The organism is Nostoc sp. (genome assembly GCF_054880495.1).
Genome location: NZ_JBTYKD010000056.1, coordinates 1 through 15,434, shown reverse-complemented (window position 1 = coordinate 15,434; position 15,434 = coordinate 1). Strand labels below are relative to the sequence as shown.

The following is a 15,434-nucleotide window of genomic DNA, read 5'->3' as shown; positions in this document are numbered from 1 at the left end:
AGCAAAGCTACAAGGGGGTTGTTTGATGCGATGATGAAGGTAAGTCTGAAGTATGAAGTCTGAAACTTTCAGTTCATTCATTCTTCATCCTAGCCTACCTAATCTACGAAAAGCCGTCCTGCGGGTATTTACGGTTTATGTTTGGTAGTACGACAAGTCACCTACGTGTGTCTAAAATACTACCTTATCTCTTCTTTATTAACCCTCAAGTACATCAAAATTGTTTGCTTAATCAGTTTGAATGCCTGAACTTCCTGAAGTTGAAACAGTCCGAAAGGGTTTAAATCAGTTGACCCTCAACCAAGAAATTACGGGTGGAGATGTGTTGCTTGATCGCACCATCGCCTACCCGTTTTCTGTAGGTGAGTTTGTTGACGGAATTACAAAAAATGCGATCGCCTCCGGGGTTGGCGCTGCGATCGCTACTTGGCATCGTCGCGGCAAATATCTCCTGGCCGAACTCTCCCCCTCATCTTCCGGCTGGCTAGGGGTTCATCTGCGAATGACCGGTCAACTACTATGGTTGCATCGAGATGAACCATTACATAAGCACACGCGGGTAAGATTATTCTTTGGAGATCAGCAGGAATTACGCTTTGTTGATCAGCGTACCTTTGGTAAAATGTGGTGGGTTCCGCCTGGTGTTGCTGTAGAAAGTATTATAACTGGTTTGGCAAAACTGGCAGCAGATCCATTTTCACCGGAATTCACTGTCGAATATCTAGCTCTCAAACTCCAAAACCGCCGCCGTCCGATTAAAACTGCGCTACTCGATCAGTCGGTGGTGGCGGGATTAGGTAATATTTATGCGGATGAAGCACTGTTTAAGAGTGGAATTTTACCTGAAACCTTGTGTATAGATTTGCAGTTAAAGGAAATTGAAGGTTTGCGAACAGCCATCATTCAAGTGTTAGAAACGAGTATTGAAGCTGGTGGTACGACTTTTAGTAATTTCCTAAATGTTAAAGGTACTAACGGCAACTATGGTGGTTTAGCCTGGGTTTATAACCGGGCTGGAGAACCCTGTCGAGTTTGTGGCACAGAAATTCAACGGGTTAGGTTAGCTGGGCGATCTAGTCACTTTTGCTCTCAGTGTCAAACGGTACGGGGAGTTAGGAGTTAGGAGAGACGCGATTAATCGCGTCTGTACAGGAGTTTGGAGAGATGACTTTTCTCCTTAAGTCTTAAAAGGCTTACTGGCAAAGGATTTAAGAAACAGTACAGCAAATACGGTACAGTAATTGAAATCGCGTGCTAAAGGTGACAAGCAATGCTAGACTGGTGGGAGAAGAATTTTGCAACCTTAGAACTGGGCGATTACCTACGGTAGGCTTCGCCAACGCCGATTAAATGAGCGTGCAATGTCAATCGGCTATGCTCTCAGCCTTGGATAAGGCATTGCACTGTCAGAAATATTCAGTGGAGCAACTGTACTCAAGAGAGCCTACGAATTTTTGCCAACCCCAAATTTATCTCCTTTGTAGCTTTAATTATTTGGGATTGGAATTATGTTCCCAAATTAACCTACAAGGATTTAGAAAGAAGTTAAGTAAAATTTTTGGCGATATTTCTTCTAGAGACATGGTTAACGGTAGCCATCTAAGTAGTATCAGGTAGTTGCATAGTATAAAAAATAGAAGAGAAGTTTAGGCAAGAGATCAATTTAGTAGTTAAGCTTCCTCCAGAGTCTGAGGCTTTTTGCCATCTAGCAAAGCACTAACAGTCATATCACCCATGACATTGATTGCCGTCCGGCAGCGATCTAAAAACCAGTCAACAGTCAGCAGTAAAGCAATGTACTCCTTGGGTAAGCCAACGGAATTGAATACCAGTGTCATTGTTACTAACCCCGCCTCTGGAATTCCAGCAGCACCAACGGATGCAAAAATCGAAGTTAGAATCACAACTAATTGCTGTCCTAAATTCAAATGTAATCCTAAGACTTGGGAGATAAACAGCGCAGACATGGCTTCGTAAAGGGCTGTACCATCATTATTGAAATTTGTGCCAACTAAAGCGCCTAAAGATGCAGAAGATTCTCTTAAGCCAATTTTAGTTTGTAAAACTTCAAAGGTGATAGGCATTGCTACCGTTGAGGAAGCAGTGGAAAAAGCTGTTAATAGGGCATCAGTTCCGCCAGCAAGAAAGTTGAGAGGCTTTACCCAAGAACCGAGTTTGACTCTGGTGATGTAATAAATAGCTTGTAGTAATAATCCCAAAAGGACTGCTAGAACAAAGGCACCTAATGTTTGAAACGGTGCGAAGCCTTTCTGAGCAATAATTTTAGCCACAACGCCAAAGACCGCAAATGGGACTAAAGCAATTACCCAGTTGAGAATACGAATTACAGACTCAAACAAAATCCCAATTACATCCTCAATTGGCTGATATCCAAGTTTGCCTGCGGCGATTTGTTCAGATTTTAATGCCCGGAGGACAATGCCAAAGGAAAGGGCAATGACAATTAATTGAATTACATTATTATCCACCAGTGGCTTGAGGATGGCTTCGGGCACAGCGCCTTTAATTAGTCCCCAAGGATCGAAACTTTGATTAGTGATTGTCCCGATTGTAGCGGAAAAAGTTAAATGGCTCCAAGTCCCAGGATGGAGAACATTAGCCACTAGTAACCCAATCAATATGGCTACTGTAGTATTAGTTAAAAGTATTACCGCTAGGCGTCGTCCTGCTGTACCAGGAATATTCGTGGTTAAGAAGGTGTGCAGCACTGCCATCAAAATCAAGGGAGTAGCGAGGGTACTTAAAGCTTTCAACACCAATTCTGAGGGGACTGCTAAGTTAGTGATCAGGGCGGCATTGTTGGGACTGGGGTTTCCTGCACCGAGTGCAATTCCTGAGCAAATTGCAAGACCCAAGGCGATAACAATTTGTATTGTCAGAGGAATACGCCCCAACCAGTGACGTTTTTTTTGCGGTGAAGTCACGTTTTCTGTTTTGTAGAAATGATGTAACTATAGCAGTCCTAAATCATATGTGAAAACTGCAACTTCAATGCTGAAGCAAAAACGGAGCATTGAAGTTGCTCCCGGCAGAGACTGTCTAAATTTTCTTCGCACTTTTCAAGCCTGCCATTTGGTACAGTGTAGTTAGTTCACACTTATTCCCTGTTAAACAGATTTTCGGCGTCTTGGCTCATTCCACCTATGCCTTTGTTAACTTCAGTGTTCAGATCGTTATTAATCACTTGATCAACTTCAGTGTTTAGCATTTGCTCAAATCCTTCAGCACCAGGAATGTGACAAGCTACGCCGTCAAGAATTGGGTTGATCAGGTTATCTGCGGTTGTGTCGATTGCTGCATCAACACCGAACTCTCCTGCTTGCTCCGGAAAATTTGGATCTGACATTTTACTCAACTCCCTTTTGAAAATAAGTAATTAAACAACTTGGATATCAAAACTGAAGCATAAATATAGATGCCTCATTTATAAAATTTTAAAATCGGGGTGTCAAGTTGAACGGTACAGACTTGCTGCCGATGGTATTGGTAAACTTCGCTAATTTTATAGACAAGTATTGATAAATGTAGCCAAATGGTTGAGAATGGTTAGATAGGTTGAAAAACAACTATGAAATTATCGGATTACGCTAAATCAATAGGTGTGAGCTATAAAAAGCGATTGCGAATGTGGAAACGGGGAGATTTAAACGCAACTCAGCTAACTACTGGAACTGTAATAGTTAAACTTGCATGACCTCTGTGAGGGTTGGCAGCTTGCTAGAGAGACTTAACGTTGGAGAGACGCGTCTGTACAGGAGTTTGGAGAGACGCGATTAATCGCGTCTGTACAGGAGTTTGGAGTTTTTACTTCTTAGGCACTTACGCAAAGTTACATGCGGTAGGGACAATTCATGAATTGCCTCTAAGAAGAAAATCATTCTTTTGAGTTATTGTTTGCGTAAATCCTACTTCTAACTCGGAACTCTCTTAAAATGCAGATAAAAGAAGTTACAAATTTGAGAGAGGAACTGATGGCAGTTAAAAAAGGAGATATGGTTCGCGCTGTGCGCGAAAAACTAGAAAACAGTCTGGAGGCAAAAGCGAGTGATAGTCGCTTTCCTTCTTATTTGTTTGAAACCAAGGGCGAAATTGTAGATGTCAAAGGTGATTACGCGCTGATTAAGTTTGGGAAAGTACCAACACCTAATATTTGGTTACGTGTGGATCAACTTGAAGAGTTTAAATAATAAAACGCAAAAACAAAAGGCAGTAGTTTTAAATCCTACTGCCTTGATTGCTAATCCAGACATTACCCTATCAAAAGCAACATCACAATATTAGTTTCGCGTTAACGGCGGGAATCCTCATCTGCGGGGTCGCCGTAGGGATCTTCGCTGGCTGGGCGGACGTTGCCAAAGTCCCCTTGGTCTGCGGGATCGCCGTAAGGGTCTTCACTAGCTGGGCGAACGTTACCGTAAGAAGCGATATCTCCGGGATCGCCGTAGGGGTCTTGACTGGCTGGGGTGAGGTTGCCGTAAGATGCCGCCTCTGCGGGATCACCGTAGGGGTCTTCGCTGGCTGGGCGTACATTGCGATCGCGCAATTCAGCATCTTGATCAGCTTGATCGCTGTTCGATCCCAAAAGCAAATCCTTCGCCTTTCGCAAAAAGTCATCTACCATAATCTGTCTCCTGATTTAAGTTCGTGTTTCCGACGTGCGCGATTGGCGTTATCCTCCGGGAAACCCGCTTGAGGTTTACACACGCTTCACTGAGCTAGAGTGTTGGAGCTGCGGATGAAGTTATACCAGTCAGATCGCGACCTGAAGAACTCCCATTATAGCCTTGGAATTCCCGATACTTTTGCGCTTCAGATTCCGGCACTCGAATTCCTTCTTTTGGTGGAGTTACCCAGTGAGCGCGTTTTTCAGCGTCACGGTAGTATACACGCCCGTTCTTGGAAAGGTAGTACTTGCCTTCTGCTCCTTCTTGTGAAGCATTTTTATGCTTGTTGTAGACGTAATAAAGTGCCGCAGCTCCCGCCAAAAGTGCCACTTTTTGCCCTGTACCCAATCCCTTCTTAGCTTCGGTTTGCTTTGCAGCGTTGCGATCGCTCACTGTTCTACCCATACTGTCATCAACAGGTGGTGGTGTTGAAGCGTTTCGAGAACCGCCTCCGCAGCTACTCAGCAAGGGTACCATTAGCAATGCCGAAAGCAGCACTGCAAATAGACGCGAAACTATTTTACGTTCTTTATATATTGTTGTGTTCATCGGATTTCGTCATCACCTGTATTTGCTAAAAGCCTTGCTGTTGCAAAAACAAAGGTGGAATTCCTGTTATTTCGCTTGGGATTGAAAAAACATATACCACTGAATTTACAACTGCACAGCTATAGTGTGTAACTCTCATCATGATCGATTTTCTCAACTATTCCATCCTGCCTTTGACAGAAACTGCATTCATCCTAAGGAAATATATTGTTGATTTTTAGGCATGAATTTACCTAAAACGCCGAAATATTCAGCAATTTCTCGGTTATCTTTTCGGGATAAATAAATTACAAATATACAGCCACTACGATAACTATTGTCAAAAAATACACTTAATATGACATCACAAAATACAGCCCAAACTATAACTCGTCTCCTTTTGGCTTTGTGGGATTTGGGAGGAACGCATCAGGAAGTTAAGAAGGGTCAATTCACTAAGCGAATTGTATCCAAAAGCCAGAAGGTAGCAGATTATCAGGGTATATTCGAGGAATTACAGAGTCAAGGTGCGATCGCAATCTCCAAAAAGGGATATTCTTTGACATCTGGCAAGGGTTTAGAGGTATTGGGTGAGGGTTTGAGAAGTGGCGATTTTAAGTTTGAAGGGACGATTGTCGGTACTTGGGCGGCGAATGCGTTGGTGAGGTGGATTAGTCAGATTGATGTGGCGGTGGCTGGTGCAGATGTACTAGTTAATGGGAAAAGTGCGATCGCGGAGCTTTCCGTTGGCGTCGCGTCTCGAAGAGAAGGAATCGCTTCTTACGACGAGTTTAAGTCGGTGGCGTTGGAAGTCTACAACAAGCTGAACCAAAACTACAACCTAGATGATCTGGTGCCAATTTATCGTATCAGGAGAGAAATAGGCGATCGCGTTAGTCGTACAGAGTTCAGTGAGTGGTTGCTGGAAATGCAGGAGAAAGATATTTTACAACTTCAAGGTGGAAGTTTACCAGACAACGACCCAGGCAAACTAGAAGATTCGGTAACTACTGAAGTCAGTGGACTGCGTTGCTATGCCAAACTTTTAAACTAATCCACCAATTTTTGTAATTTTTGATAATTCTCTCCTAGCCCTCATACACAACTAGTTCAAATCTATGTCTAACGATTTAATTAATGTTATCAGCAAAAACAACCCATTTCAGGGACGCTTAGTAGTTAGAGATCAGAATGTTTGGGGACAAGGTTTTCCTGATGTACCATCTTTAAATTCTCATGCTTCTGATGCTGTTTATGACGCAGTTGAAAAAGTTCGTAGCGGACAAAGGAAAGTAGTTGGTATTACAATTACAGCAGAAAGAGGTTTAGGAAAAAGCCATGTTATCGGACGAATTCGCCATCAGTTACAAGTTGATGGTAGCGCTTTATTTGTTTACATGAGTCAGTGCAATAACCTAAACCGTATCAAAGCAGAATTCTTAACTACTCTAGCCAATAGCCTTAAACAAATAGGTAGTCAAGGTGTTAGTCAATGGCAGTACCTAGCAACAGTTTTAATTAATGAAGCTTTTAACAAAAACTATACACCTCAACAGCTAATAAATCAATTTCCTGGGGCATTAGTCAAAAATCCCAAGGTGGTTGAAGTATTACGAGATAACGTGCTTGGTATCAAGCGTGATCTAGAAAACCCTGATATTATTACAGCAATTTTATGGACACTATCTCCTGATCCAGCTTATGAAGTCTTTGCTATTAGATGGCTTGCTGGTAAGAGCCTACCACAGGTCAAAGCGGATGCAATGGGTTTAGCCAATGTGAGTGCAGATGATAAAGAGGCTGAATCTTTCTCTACAGCGCGGCAAATTCTCAACTTAATTGGTGATTATAAACCAATAGTAGTTTGTTTTGATGAAATGGAAACTGACCACTGTAATGAAATAGGATATACTGGACGACAAGTAACTGCCATTTTTGCTAAAGACTTATGCGACAAAATTAAGCGTGGCGTTTTACTAACTTCTATCTTTCCTGATCACTGGATTAATGAAGTTAAAAGATTAGGAAATGCTGATTCGGTTGTAGATAGAATTGGAGAGCAAGTTATTGAACTAAAGTATCTCAATTCTGATGATGTTATTAATTTAGTTTCTCGATGGCTTGAAGAGTTTTATCAAGAAAATGCTTTAACACCTCCTCATGCACTTTACCCATTTGATGAACAGAAGCTAAGAGCATTAGGTAAAGAAAGACCAATAGTTAGAAAAGTTTTGAAATGGTGTGCTGACAATTTTAAATTTCCTGATGATAACGGAGGAATAGTCTTAGATATAGTAGAACCTGCTTATAATCAACAAATATCTGCTTTAGAAAATACCATACAAGATTATATGGAAGATAAAGCAACTCTTGCTCAAGCACTCAGATTAGGATTTAGTGCAGTCATTGGTGAAACTATAGAGAATGTACAAATTGAAAAAGTTGTCGATATTAAAGTAAAAGCTGCTGATAGAGGCTATCTGGACTTTAAAATTGTTGGCAACGAAAATGGTAAAGATGTCAAAATTGGCGTAGCTGTTCTGCAAGAGTCTGGGGGCTTATTCGTCCAAGCTACATTGAAACGGTTAACTCGCTACAAAGATTTTGATTTAACTCGTGGTTGTTTAGTTCGCTCTAAACAAATTAATAAAGGTGCTGCTAAAGCGCAAAAGTATTTAACTGAGCTTTTATCAACTGAGTTATGTGGTGAATGGGTATTATTAAAACCTGAAGATATAAAACCACTTTTAGCATTACATTTTGTCATAAAAGGTCGTGAAAATGATGAGTTAAGCGAAGACCAAATTATAGATTTTATTCGCAAAAAGCGGATAGCAATTGATAATTATCTTATCCGTGAAATTCTCAGCGACCCATCAGGACAAGTTCCTGAAGATGCAATTGATGAAGAAAATGAAAGTGGTAATATCACCTTAACAGAGGTTGGAGATGTAGTAAACGTTGGTTCAGATGATTTATTCCAGAAATAATGATTAATACAGCTTTACGTTTACCAGCACCAGAAATTGAGGCGTTGTTGCAAGGGAGAATAATTGCAGTAATGCCTAATAAATTTATTACTCCGGGACGAGAATTTGCTCTTTGTCCAGCAGATGCGTCAATTAATCTACTACCAGTTGAAGAGTACTATCGCTCAAATTTCTTACCTATTGCCCAAAGTACATTCGCAGAACTAAATAGTCAGGGTGTTTTAATACAGCCTCAGCAAATGAGCTTGCTTTCAGATGAGGAACAGTTAAAACTACCCCTTTTAGCTTATGAAACAGTTTTAGTTAAAGGCTGGGCTAACTGCAAACTGTGCCAAATTATAAACAATGCTCAATCTTTGGTTGCTTTATCACACCTAACTATTTGGACAAAAAAAGGTTTACAGGAAATATTAACGCAAAGGCATAATATTTTTTTGGCATATCTGCGAGTATATCAGTTGCCTAAATCAATTGAAGTTGCGATCAAATCGAATAGTCTGTTTATTTCATTACCACAGTCTCTCAATGTTTCTGAAGCTAAACCCGTATTAAACGATCGCACCTTCGCCCAACGCAAACGCCAATTAGAAAAGCTAGAACCCTGCCTACATCCTGAATTGGAAGAATTGCAGAGTGCGATCGCATCCTTAGCCATTAGCCAACCAGCAGCGAAACAATTAGACGATGATATCAAAGTATTTTTGGGTTGGAGTAGTGACAAGCTAATTAAGCAACCCGATCCAAATTTAGCTTGGATAAATGATATTGCAAAATTAGGCGATCGCAGCATCGAACAAGACGATAAAAAAAGCAACTACCAAGCTGGTACAGATTTTGAAAACATTGCACGTCAAAGTCTGGAGTTTTTAGGCTTTAAAGTTGAAAGTGCTTTCAAAGGTGGTGCTGGAGGCTTAGATTTATATTGTTCAAAACCTTACCCTATTGTTTGTGAGTGTAAAGCGGGTAAGCTTATTCCTAGTCGTACTGTTGAGGAACTACTCAAACTAGGCGGGATGCACTTAGGTAAAACTCAAGTATTAACTTCAGCTAAGTTAGTAATTGGCCCTGGTAATCCATCGACAGATACGCTAAAAGCTGCTAAAGAATGGGAAGTAAGTATTATTAATGCTATGACTCTACAAAAGCTAGTTGAATTTAAAGCCAAATATCCAGGTGCTATTAACTTAGTCGAATTACAGAAATATCTAGAACCGGGGCAAATTGACTATAAAATTAATGAATATATTGATAAAGCCGAGAGAGAGATTAAATTGCGATCGCACATTATCCAGCTTGTCAAAAACTATTTAGAAAACTCAGGTATAGAATCTGCTGGTGTTGAAGCTTTACATGGTGCATATTTCGGCTCCCATCCGCCACAGCGAATACAAACACCAGAAATGCACGAAATTTTGATTGAACTTTCCTCACCATTAACAGGCTATTTAGGACGAATTAAGGGTAGTGATTGGAAGAGCGATCGCTTTTACTTTCTCCGCGATTTAATTATTAACTGAATATAGTACAATATATCTCTTTTCTTAGAGGATGTCTGAGAAGTATCAAATATTTGCTGATCCCCCCTTATTTGGAGAGATAATATGTTGTTTCATCCTTGTGCTTCTCTTGCTTGGCGCAGTTTTTCTCGCAGTTGTTCAACTACAACATCTCCATCAATACCTTCCCCTCTATCCAGTTGCTCAATAGCAACCTCAACTTTTTCGCGTGTTTCTCCAACCCACTGCTGTTTAACTTTATTTTACGGTAAATTTAAGGCGATCGCTTTTACTTTCTCTGCAATTTGCCAATTAACTAAAGATAGTGCGATCGCAGTTATCCCAAAGTCAAAATATTAGTCTTACTGCCAAAAGCACCTTGAATCATATTGTGCCAGTGGCTCCACTTTCATTCAGACAAAAAACGCAGTGTTTAGCATTTGGGTACTTCTGAAGCGCTTTTTTATGAGCCACTTCTATATCTTCATCAATGAAGAAATTTCCGCTATCTGGTTCAATGGCAATATACCAGCCATAGTTTTTTTCAATATATTCTGGACGCACCCGCTCAAAAATTGCCCGACAACGCCGAGAAAATATCTCCTGTTCAGCTTTGCGTCTAGCAAGTTCTTCTGGTGGTAAAGTGCGTTCTGGAAAGATTCTGCCTCGACGTGCAGGTTGTTTTGCAGTTGATTCAGTCATAGTAATTAGCCCCATTTGTTAGTGCTGTCTTAACTTCGGTATCTTTAATTATGAATTGAATACATAACAGTAAAGCATCCTAGACAAAAGATATACTTTCTATCTAGGATGCTTCACAAAAAAATTGTTGCTGATACAACAATTATGGACAAAATATGATATTCAAACTAGAGCTATCAGCTAGCAGAAACAGTTAAACTACCGGGTTTCTGAAGATCACCTTGCAAAACCACACCTCGCTGATTGGCGTGGATATGACGCAAAATCTTGTAAATTGCCTCAACTTGCTCTGATGCGCCTGCCTTAGAAGCGAGTTCGTCAAGAGAAAGGGGAGTTTTTTCTTTTTGTAGCACTGCTACGACTCGTGTTTGCAAGTCGAGAATGGTGGCGGCAGCTTTTTTGCCAGCTTCTACCCCTGGCTGATGGTAGGCGTTGACGTTGATCAAACTAGCGTATAAACCAACAGCGCGTTCATACAAAGCAATTAATGCCCCGACAGTTCGGGGGTTAACTTGGGGAATCGTGACTGTAATCGAATCGCGGTGATTTTCATAAAGCGCTTGTCGGGTTCCTTGGAGAAAACCGGAAAGATAATCGCCTGATGTAACTCCCGGATCTATTTCAGTGGATGGCCCCTGACGATCTTCCAACACTTCGATGAAGGTAGCAAAGAAATTCGCTACACCCTCACGCAACTGCTGGACATAAGCGTGTTGATCTGTTGAGCCTTTATTGCCATAAACGGCGATGCCTTGATGGACAACGTTACCGTCTAAGTCTTTTTCCTTACCCAAGGATTCCATCACTAGCTGTTGCAAATAGCGACTGAATAAAAATAAGCTGTCCTTGTAAGGTAGAACAACCATATCTTTTTCGCCCTTTCCATTGCCAGCAAAGTACCAAGATAAGGCGAGTAAGGCTGCTGGGTTGTTTTTCACATCTGGGACGCGGGTAGCGTCATCCATTTCTTTTGCACCATCTAGGATGGCACGAACATCAATCCCCTGCAATGCTGCTGGTACTAGCCCCACAGCAGACATTTCTGAAGTGCGTCCTCCTACCCAGTCATACATCGGAAATCTGGCCAGCCAACCTTCATCTTTGGCGAGCTTGTCGAGGTTGCTATCAACACTAGTAATAGCTACCGCATACTGGGCAAATTCCAAATTGTGTCCGGCGTAGGCTTTTTTAACTTCAATCATGCCGTTGCGAGGTTCTGGCGTCCCCCCAGATTTGGAGATTACCAATACCAAAGTGCTGGCGAGGTTGTTTCGCACATGATTGAGAATGCGATCGATTCCTGCCGGATCGTTGTTATCGATAAAGTGAAGTTTCAGGGGCGGAAAATCAGGAGCGAGGGCTTCGGCGACGAATTGGGGTCCGAGCGCGGAACCACCAATGCCAATGGAGATAATATCGGTAAAGCGGCCTGCTCTGGGAGGATGAATCGCACCTGTTTGGACTTTTTCCGCAAAGGCTTCGATTTGTTCTAGGGTTTGGACAATTTCTTGTGTAAGTTCTGGAGTTGGCGCTAAATCAGGATTTCGCAGCCAGTAGTGTCCAACCATGCGGTTCTCATCGGGATTTGCGATCGCACCCTTTTCCAGTTGAGCCATATCCGCAAACGCCTTGTCAAACTTCGGCTGCAACGAATCCACAAAGGCATCATCGAACTGGATTCGACTCACGTCTAAGTACAGTCCCAATCCCTCGTGGAAATATAACCAGTTTTGGTATCGTTGCCAAAGTGCCCTAGCATCCATAGGGAAATCTCAAATAAAGTGTTATTTCAAAAACTAGTTTAATGGAAGGTTACGGCAATCCCTGCCTAGCCTTATACTGTTTACAGTTTTAAGTATTCGTTAACTCCTCTTTTTAAACATCTGGCATAGGGATGACACGCAGAAATTTTACAATTTCACCCCTGATTTCTATACCAATCAGATAATTATCAACGGTGAAGCGGTGAAAAATGCCTTCACCATCAAGCTGTCGTAGTTCTTTTAAATCAGTCATCTGCCACTTTTGCGCTAACTTACTAAAGACAAAATCATGCACCCGCTCGTAGGCGGCAGGTTCTAAGTTCTTTAGGTCTAGCAAAAAAGACCTTGCATAGCGTATTTCCAGAGTCACTAGACGTTACCTTAACCAAAACTTGACGGTCCCCACTGGCATTAGCGAAAAAGCGCTGCTGAATCAGAAAAACATCAACAGTCTTAGCGCTTCTTCACGGGTTAAGATATCCCACGGTTGCTGCGATCGCTTGACTTGTTGTATAGCTTTGAGCATATAAAAGTCACAATGTAAAGCTTCGAGAACGTTCCAAATGTCTTGCAAATCCTCATCGCCTAACTGTTCGATTAAGTGATGCATTCTAAGTCGTAGCAAATTCATACGTTAATTATTCCCTTCTGGAAACACCAACAATAAATAGTATTCCCAAAAAATTAGCTCCACTCAAGCTACGCTAAAATTTATTGCCTACTACCAGAGGAGAGAGCTTGCAAGTTTCCGAGAGCTTGACGATTGAATCTCTGAGCTTGGCGATTGAACTTTTGAGCTTGGCGATTGAACCTCTAAGTTTAACTCCCAACTCCTAACTCCCCACTCCCCACTCCAAAACATGGTTGAATATCTCATTTTCTTAGCAATTTCTACAGGAATTTTCGCTTTATTCGCACTCGGACTAAATTTGCAATGGGGCTTTACAGGGTTAATTAACTTTGGTCATATTGCTTTCATGACGCTGGGAGCATATACAACTGTGTTGTTAAGCTTAAAGGGTGTTCCCCTAGTGATATCGGCAATAGCTGGGGCAATTGTCGCCGCCTTGTTGGGTTTAATAATTGGTTTTGCGACTTTACGCTTACGGGAAGATTATCTGTCAATTGTCACTATTGGTACAGGCGAATTAATTCGTTTGGTGGTAAATAACCAGGAATTACCTGTGGGTGATACCTGGATTTCTGGGGCGTTTGGTGTGCAAAGTTATCGCATACCGCTATCCACAGAGCCGAATTTGTTTATCAGATTTCTGATGATTGGGTTGTTAACGCTACTAGCTACTGTAACTTTTTTTACGTTGTGGCGATGGATTCGTACTACCCAAATATCTCGGACTACTGATTTAGGGCAAAGGATGACTAGCAAGGAAGAATTCGGATCACGCTTGGGTGTGGGAATTGTGTTAGCAGTTTTGGCAGCAGCGATTTATATTTCTGGGGTAATCGGACTGTATAATTACAACCCAAAAGCGGGTTTAATGCTAGTGTTGCTGCTGGTTTTAGCATTTGTATACTGGCGCTTAGAAATTTTGGTGCGATCGCCTTGGGGTAGAATTCTTAAAGCGATCCGCGAAGATGAAGAAATTCCCAAGGCACTAGGAAAAAATGTCTTTTGGTATAAATTACAATCTCTCATGCTTGGAGGTGCGATCGCGGGTATCGCTGGTGCTTTCTTCGCTTGGCAACTCAGCGCCATTTACCCGGATAATTTCCAACCGCAACTAACATTTGATACTTGGATCATAGTAATTTTAGGCGGTTCTGGGAATAATGTTGGCACAATCTTAGGTGCGGTGATTTTCTTTGCTTACGATGCGGTGACGCGGGAAGTCTTACCCAGAATTGTTCCTCTTGATGAAGCACGTTTGGGTGCATTTCGGATCATGGTAATCGGACTAATTTTAATGATACTGATGATTTGGCGTCCTCAAGGTATTCTAGGGAAAAAGGAGGAACTCACTCTTGGTAAATAACCAGTCATCGCCACTTCCCCTTTTGGTAGCCACTGGACTTTCTAAAAGCTTTGGTGGTATCAAAGCAGTTAATGAGGCAAAAATCGAAGTTCCTAAAGGCAGCATCACAGGTTTGATTGGCCCCAATGGTGCTGGTAAAACTACTTTATTTAACTTACTCTCAAACTTCATCCGCCCCGATAAGGGACGAGTGATTTTTGACGGCGAACCTATTCACAACTTGCAACCATATCAAATCGCCCAGCAGGGAGTAATCCGCACTTTTCAGGTTGCACGAACTCTCTCGCGGTTGTCGGTGTTAGAAAATATGCTGCTGGGGGCGCAAAAACAAACGGGTGAAAATTTTTGGCAGGTGCAGTTAAAACCGCACGTTGTCGCTAAAGAAGAAAAGCAACTCCAAGAGCGAGCAATGTTCCTATTAGAATCAGTGGGTTTGGCAAAAAAAGCACAGGATTATGCTGGTAGCTTGTCTGGTGGACAACGCAAGCTACTAGAAATGGGACGGGCGCTGATGACTAATCCCAAGTTAATTTTGTTGGATGAACCAGCAGCTGGGGTGAATCCGAAATTAATTGATGATATTTGCGATCGCATTATCACTTGGAATCGTCAAGACGGGATGACCTTTTTGATTATTGAACACAATATGGATGTGATTATGTCATTGTGCGATCGCGTTTGGGTACTTGCCGAAGGACAGAATTTGGCTGACGGTACACCCGCAGAAATTCAAAGTAATGCCAAAGTTTTAGAGGCGTATTTGGGAAAATAAACTTAGATGAAATATACAATATTAATTCAATGGTCAAATGAAGATGAATGTTATGTAGTTTCATTACCTGATTTCCCGGATGTGATGCAGCCTTGTACTCATGGAGAGACTTATGAGGAGGCTTTGAAAAATGCTCAGGAAATTTTACAAATGTTAATCGAATCTTACTTAGAAGATGGTCAGGCTTTACCAGACCCACAAATATTAGGTAAGTCTTTAAAAGTGGCTTAGTTGTCACTTGGAACCGTTAAGACAGTATGACTTTTCTGATTATTGAACACAATATGGATTATGTCATTGTGCGATCGCGTTTGGGTACTTGCCGAAGAACAGAATTTAGCTGACGGTACACCCGCAGAAATTCAAAGTAATGCCAAAGTTTTAGAGGCGTATTTGGGAAAATAGAAGTTTTTGAACCTCACACGACTAAAAGTCGCGTGATTCCTGCTTCAACGATCTCTGCCTGAATTACTCCAGGTCTTACAAGTTCTCCACAGGCGTTTT

The 15,434-nt window shown here is 41.7% G+C and carries 18 protein-coding genes and 1 pseudogene; 11 read left to right on the top strand and 8 right to left on the bottom strand.

What is annotated here, in order from left to right:
- Positions 1 to 241: 241 nt before the first annotated feature.
- Positions 242 to 1,123, top strand: coding sequence for a DNA-formamidopyrimidine glycosylase (locus ACYTXL_RS06780; protein WP_461924036.1), 882 nt, complete (start codon positions 242 to 244; stop codon positions 1,121 to 1,123).
- Positions 1,124 to 1,397: 274 nt separating this feature from the next.
- Positions 1,398 to 1,484, top strand: coding sequence for an IS4/Tn5 family transposase DNA-binding protein (locus ACYTXL_RS06775; RefSeq protein WP_461924045.1), 87 nt, complete (start codon positions 1,398 to 1,400; stop codon positions 1,482 to 1,484).
- Between the two features lie 186 nt (positions 1,485 to 1,670).
- Here ACYTXL_RS06775 and ACYTXL_RS06770 read toward each other — a convergent pair whose 3' ends face one another.
- The gene (locus ACYTXL_RS06770; protein WP_461924035.1) at positions 1,671 to 2,945 is read right to left on the bottom strand and encodes a dicarboxylate/amino acid:cation symporter; all 1,275 of its coding nucleotides are present in this window, start codon (positions 2,943 to 2,945) and stop codon (positions 1,671 to 1,673) included.
- A gap of 173 nt (positions 2,946 to 3,118) precedes the next feature.
- Positions 3,119 to 3,367 carry a hypothetical protein gene (locus ACYTXL_RS06765; protein ID WP_461924034.1) on the bottom strand — a complete coding sequence of 83 codons (249 nt, stop codon included), beginning with the start codon at positions 3,365 to 3,367 and terminating at the stop codon, positions 3,119 to 3,121.
- Positions 3,368 to 3,992: 625 nt separating this feature from the next.
- Between ACYTXL_RS06765 and ndhO the strand changes: the two genes are divergently transcribed.
- A complete protein-coding gene (gene ndhO / locus ACYTXL_RS06760) occupies positions 3,993 to 4,208 on the top strand; it encodes an NAD(P)H-quinone oxidoreductase subunit O (RefSeq protein WP_292791171.1) in 216 nt (71 codons plus the stop codon).
- 101 nt (positions 4,209 to 4,309) lie between these two features.
- Here ndhO and ACYTXL_RS06755 read toward each other — a convergent pair whose 3' ends face one another.
- Together ACYTXL_RS06755 and ACYTXL_RS06750 are read right to left on the bottom strand one after the other, a co-directional pair.
- Complete coding sequence (locus ACYTXL_RS06755) at positions 4,310 to 4,642, bottom strand: translation initiation factor (RefSeq protein ID WP_461924033.1); 333 nt, start codon at positions 4,640 to 4,642, stop codon at positions 4,310 to 4,312.
- 94 nt (positions 4,643 to 4,736) lie between these two features.
- Entirely contained in the window at positions 4,737 to 5,234 is a 498-nt protein-coding gene (locus ACYTXL_RS06750; RefSeq protein WP_461924032.1) for a hypothetical protein, read from the bottom strand.
- Between the two features lie 337 nt (positions 5,235 to 5,571).
- Here ACYTXL_RS06750 and ACYTXL_RS06745 point away from each other — a divergent pair, with 337 nt between their 5' ends.
- The 4 genes from ACYTXL_RS06745 to ACYTXL_RS06730 all read left to right on the top strand — a co-directional run bounded on the left by ACYTXL_RS06745 (position 5,572) and on the right by ACYTXL_RS06730 (position 10,059).
- Positions 5,572 to 6,267, top strand: coding sequence for a hypothetical protein (locus ACYTXL_RS06745; RefSeq protein ID WP_461924031.1), 696 nt, complete (start codon positions 5,572 to 5,574; stop codon positions 6,265 to 6,267).
- Positions 6,268 to 6,331: 64 nt separating this feature from the next.
- Positions 6,332 to 8,203, top strand: a complete 1,872-nt coding sequence (locus ACYTXL_RS06740; RefSeq protein ID WP_461924030.1) for a hypothetical protein — start codon at positions 6,332 to 6,334, stop codon at positions 8,201 to 8,203.
- Positions 8,203 to 9,720: a DUF1802 family protein gene (locus ACYTXL_RS06735; protein ID WP_461924029.1), complete on the top strand. Its 1,518-nt coding sequence runs from the start codon at positions 8,203 to 8,205 to the stop codon at positions 9,718 to 9,720. Before ACYTXL_RS06740 ends, ACYTXL_RS06735 begins: the two co-directional genes overlap by 1 nt.
- A gap of 84 nt (positions 9,721 to 9,804) precedes the next feature.
- On the top strand, positions 9,805 to 10,059 hold the full coding sequence (locus ACYTXL_RS06730; protein ID WP_461924028.1) for a hypothetical protein: 255 nt from the start codon (positions 9,805 to 9,807) through the stop codon (positions 10,057 to 10,059).
- 24 nt (positions 10,060 to 10,083) lie between these two features.
- Here the strand turns inward: ACYTXL_RS06730 and ACYTXL_RS06725 are convergent, their stop codons facing one another.
- The 4 genes from ACYTXL_RS06725 to ACYTXL_RS06710 form a co-directional block, all read right to left on the bottom strand.
- A complete protein-coding gene (locus ACYTXL_RS06725; protein WP_461924027.1) occupies positions 10,084 to 10,401 on the bottom strand; it encodes a hypothetical protein in 318 nt (105 codons plus the stop codon).
- 176 nt (positions 10,402 to 10,577) lie between these two features.
- The gene (locus ACYTXL_RS06720; protein WP_461924026.1) at positions 10,578 to 12,164 is read right to left on the bottom strand and encodes a glucose-6-phosphate isomerase; all 1,587 of its coding nucleotides are present in this window, start codon (positions 12,162 to 12,164) and stop codon (positions 10,578 to 10,580) included.
- A gap of 112 nt (positions 12,165 to 12,276) precedes the next feature.
- Complete coding sequence (locus ACYTXL_RS06715; protein ID WP_461924025.1) at positions 12,277 to 12,534, bottom strand: cytotoxic translational repressor of toxin-antitoxin stability system; 258 nt, start codon at positions 12,532 to 12,534, stop codon at positions 12,277 to 12,279.
- A 63-nt stretch (positions 12,535 to 12,597) separates the two neighbouring features.
- Positions 12,598 to 12,795, bottom strand: coding sequence for a hypothetical protein (locus tag ACYTXL_RS06710; protein ID WP_461924024.1), 198 nt, complete (start codon positions 12,793 to 12,795; stop codon positions 12,598 to 12,600).
- A gap of 229 nt (positions 12,796 to 13,024) precedes the next feature.
- Between ACYTXL_RS06710 and ACYTXL_RS06705 the strand changes: the two genes are divergently transcribed.
- The 4 genes and pseudogenes from ACYTXL_RS06705 to ACYTXL_RS06690 all read left to right on the top strand — a co-directional run.
- Positions 13,025 to 14,158: a branched-chain amino acid ABC transporter permease gene (locus ACYTXL_RS06705; protein WP_461924023.1), complete on the top strand. Its 1,134-nt coding sequence runs from the start codon at positions 13,025 to 13,027 to the stop codon at positions 14,156 to 14,158.
- On the top strand, positions 14,148 to 14,930 hold the full coding sequence (locus ACYTXL_RS06700; RefSeq protein WP_461924022.1) for an ABC transporter ATP-binding protein: 783 nt from the start codon (positions 14,148 to 14,150) through the stop codon (positions 14,928 to 14,930). Before ACYTXL_RS06705 ends, ACYTXL_RS06700 begins: the two co-directional genes overlap by 11 nt.
- 6 nt (positions 14,931 to 14,936) lie before the next feature.
- Positions 14,937 to 15,161, top strand: coding sequence for a type II toxin-antitoxin system HicB family antitoxin (locus tag ACYTXL_RS06695; protein ID WP_461924021.1), 225 nt, complete (start codon positions 14,937 to 14,939; stop codon positions 15,159 to 15,161).
- Positions 15,161 to 15,335 (top strand): annotated as a pseudogene (locus tag ACYTXL_RS06690) (ABC transporter ATP-binding protein C-terminal domain-containing protein); the annotation flags it as partial. The gene ACYTXL_RS06695 and the pseudogene ACYTXL_RS06690, both read left to right, overlap by 1 nt.
- Between the last annotated feature and the right edge of the window lie 99 nt (positions 15,336 to 15,434).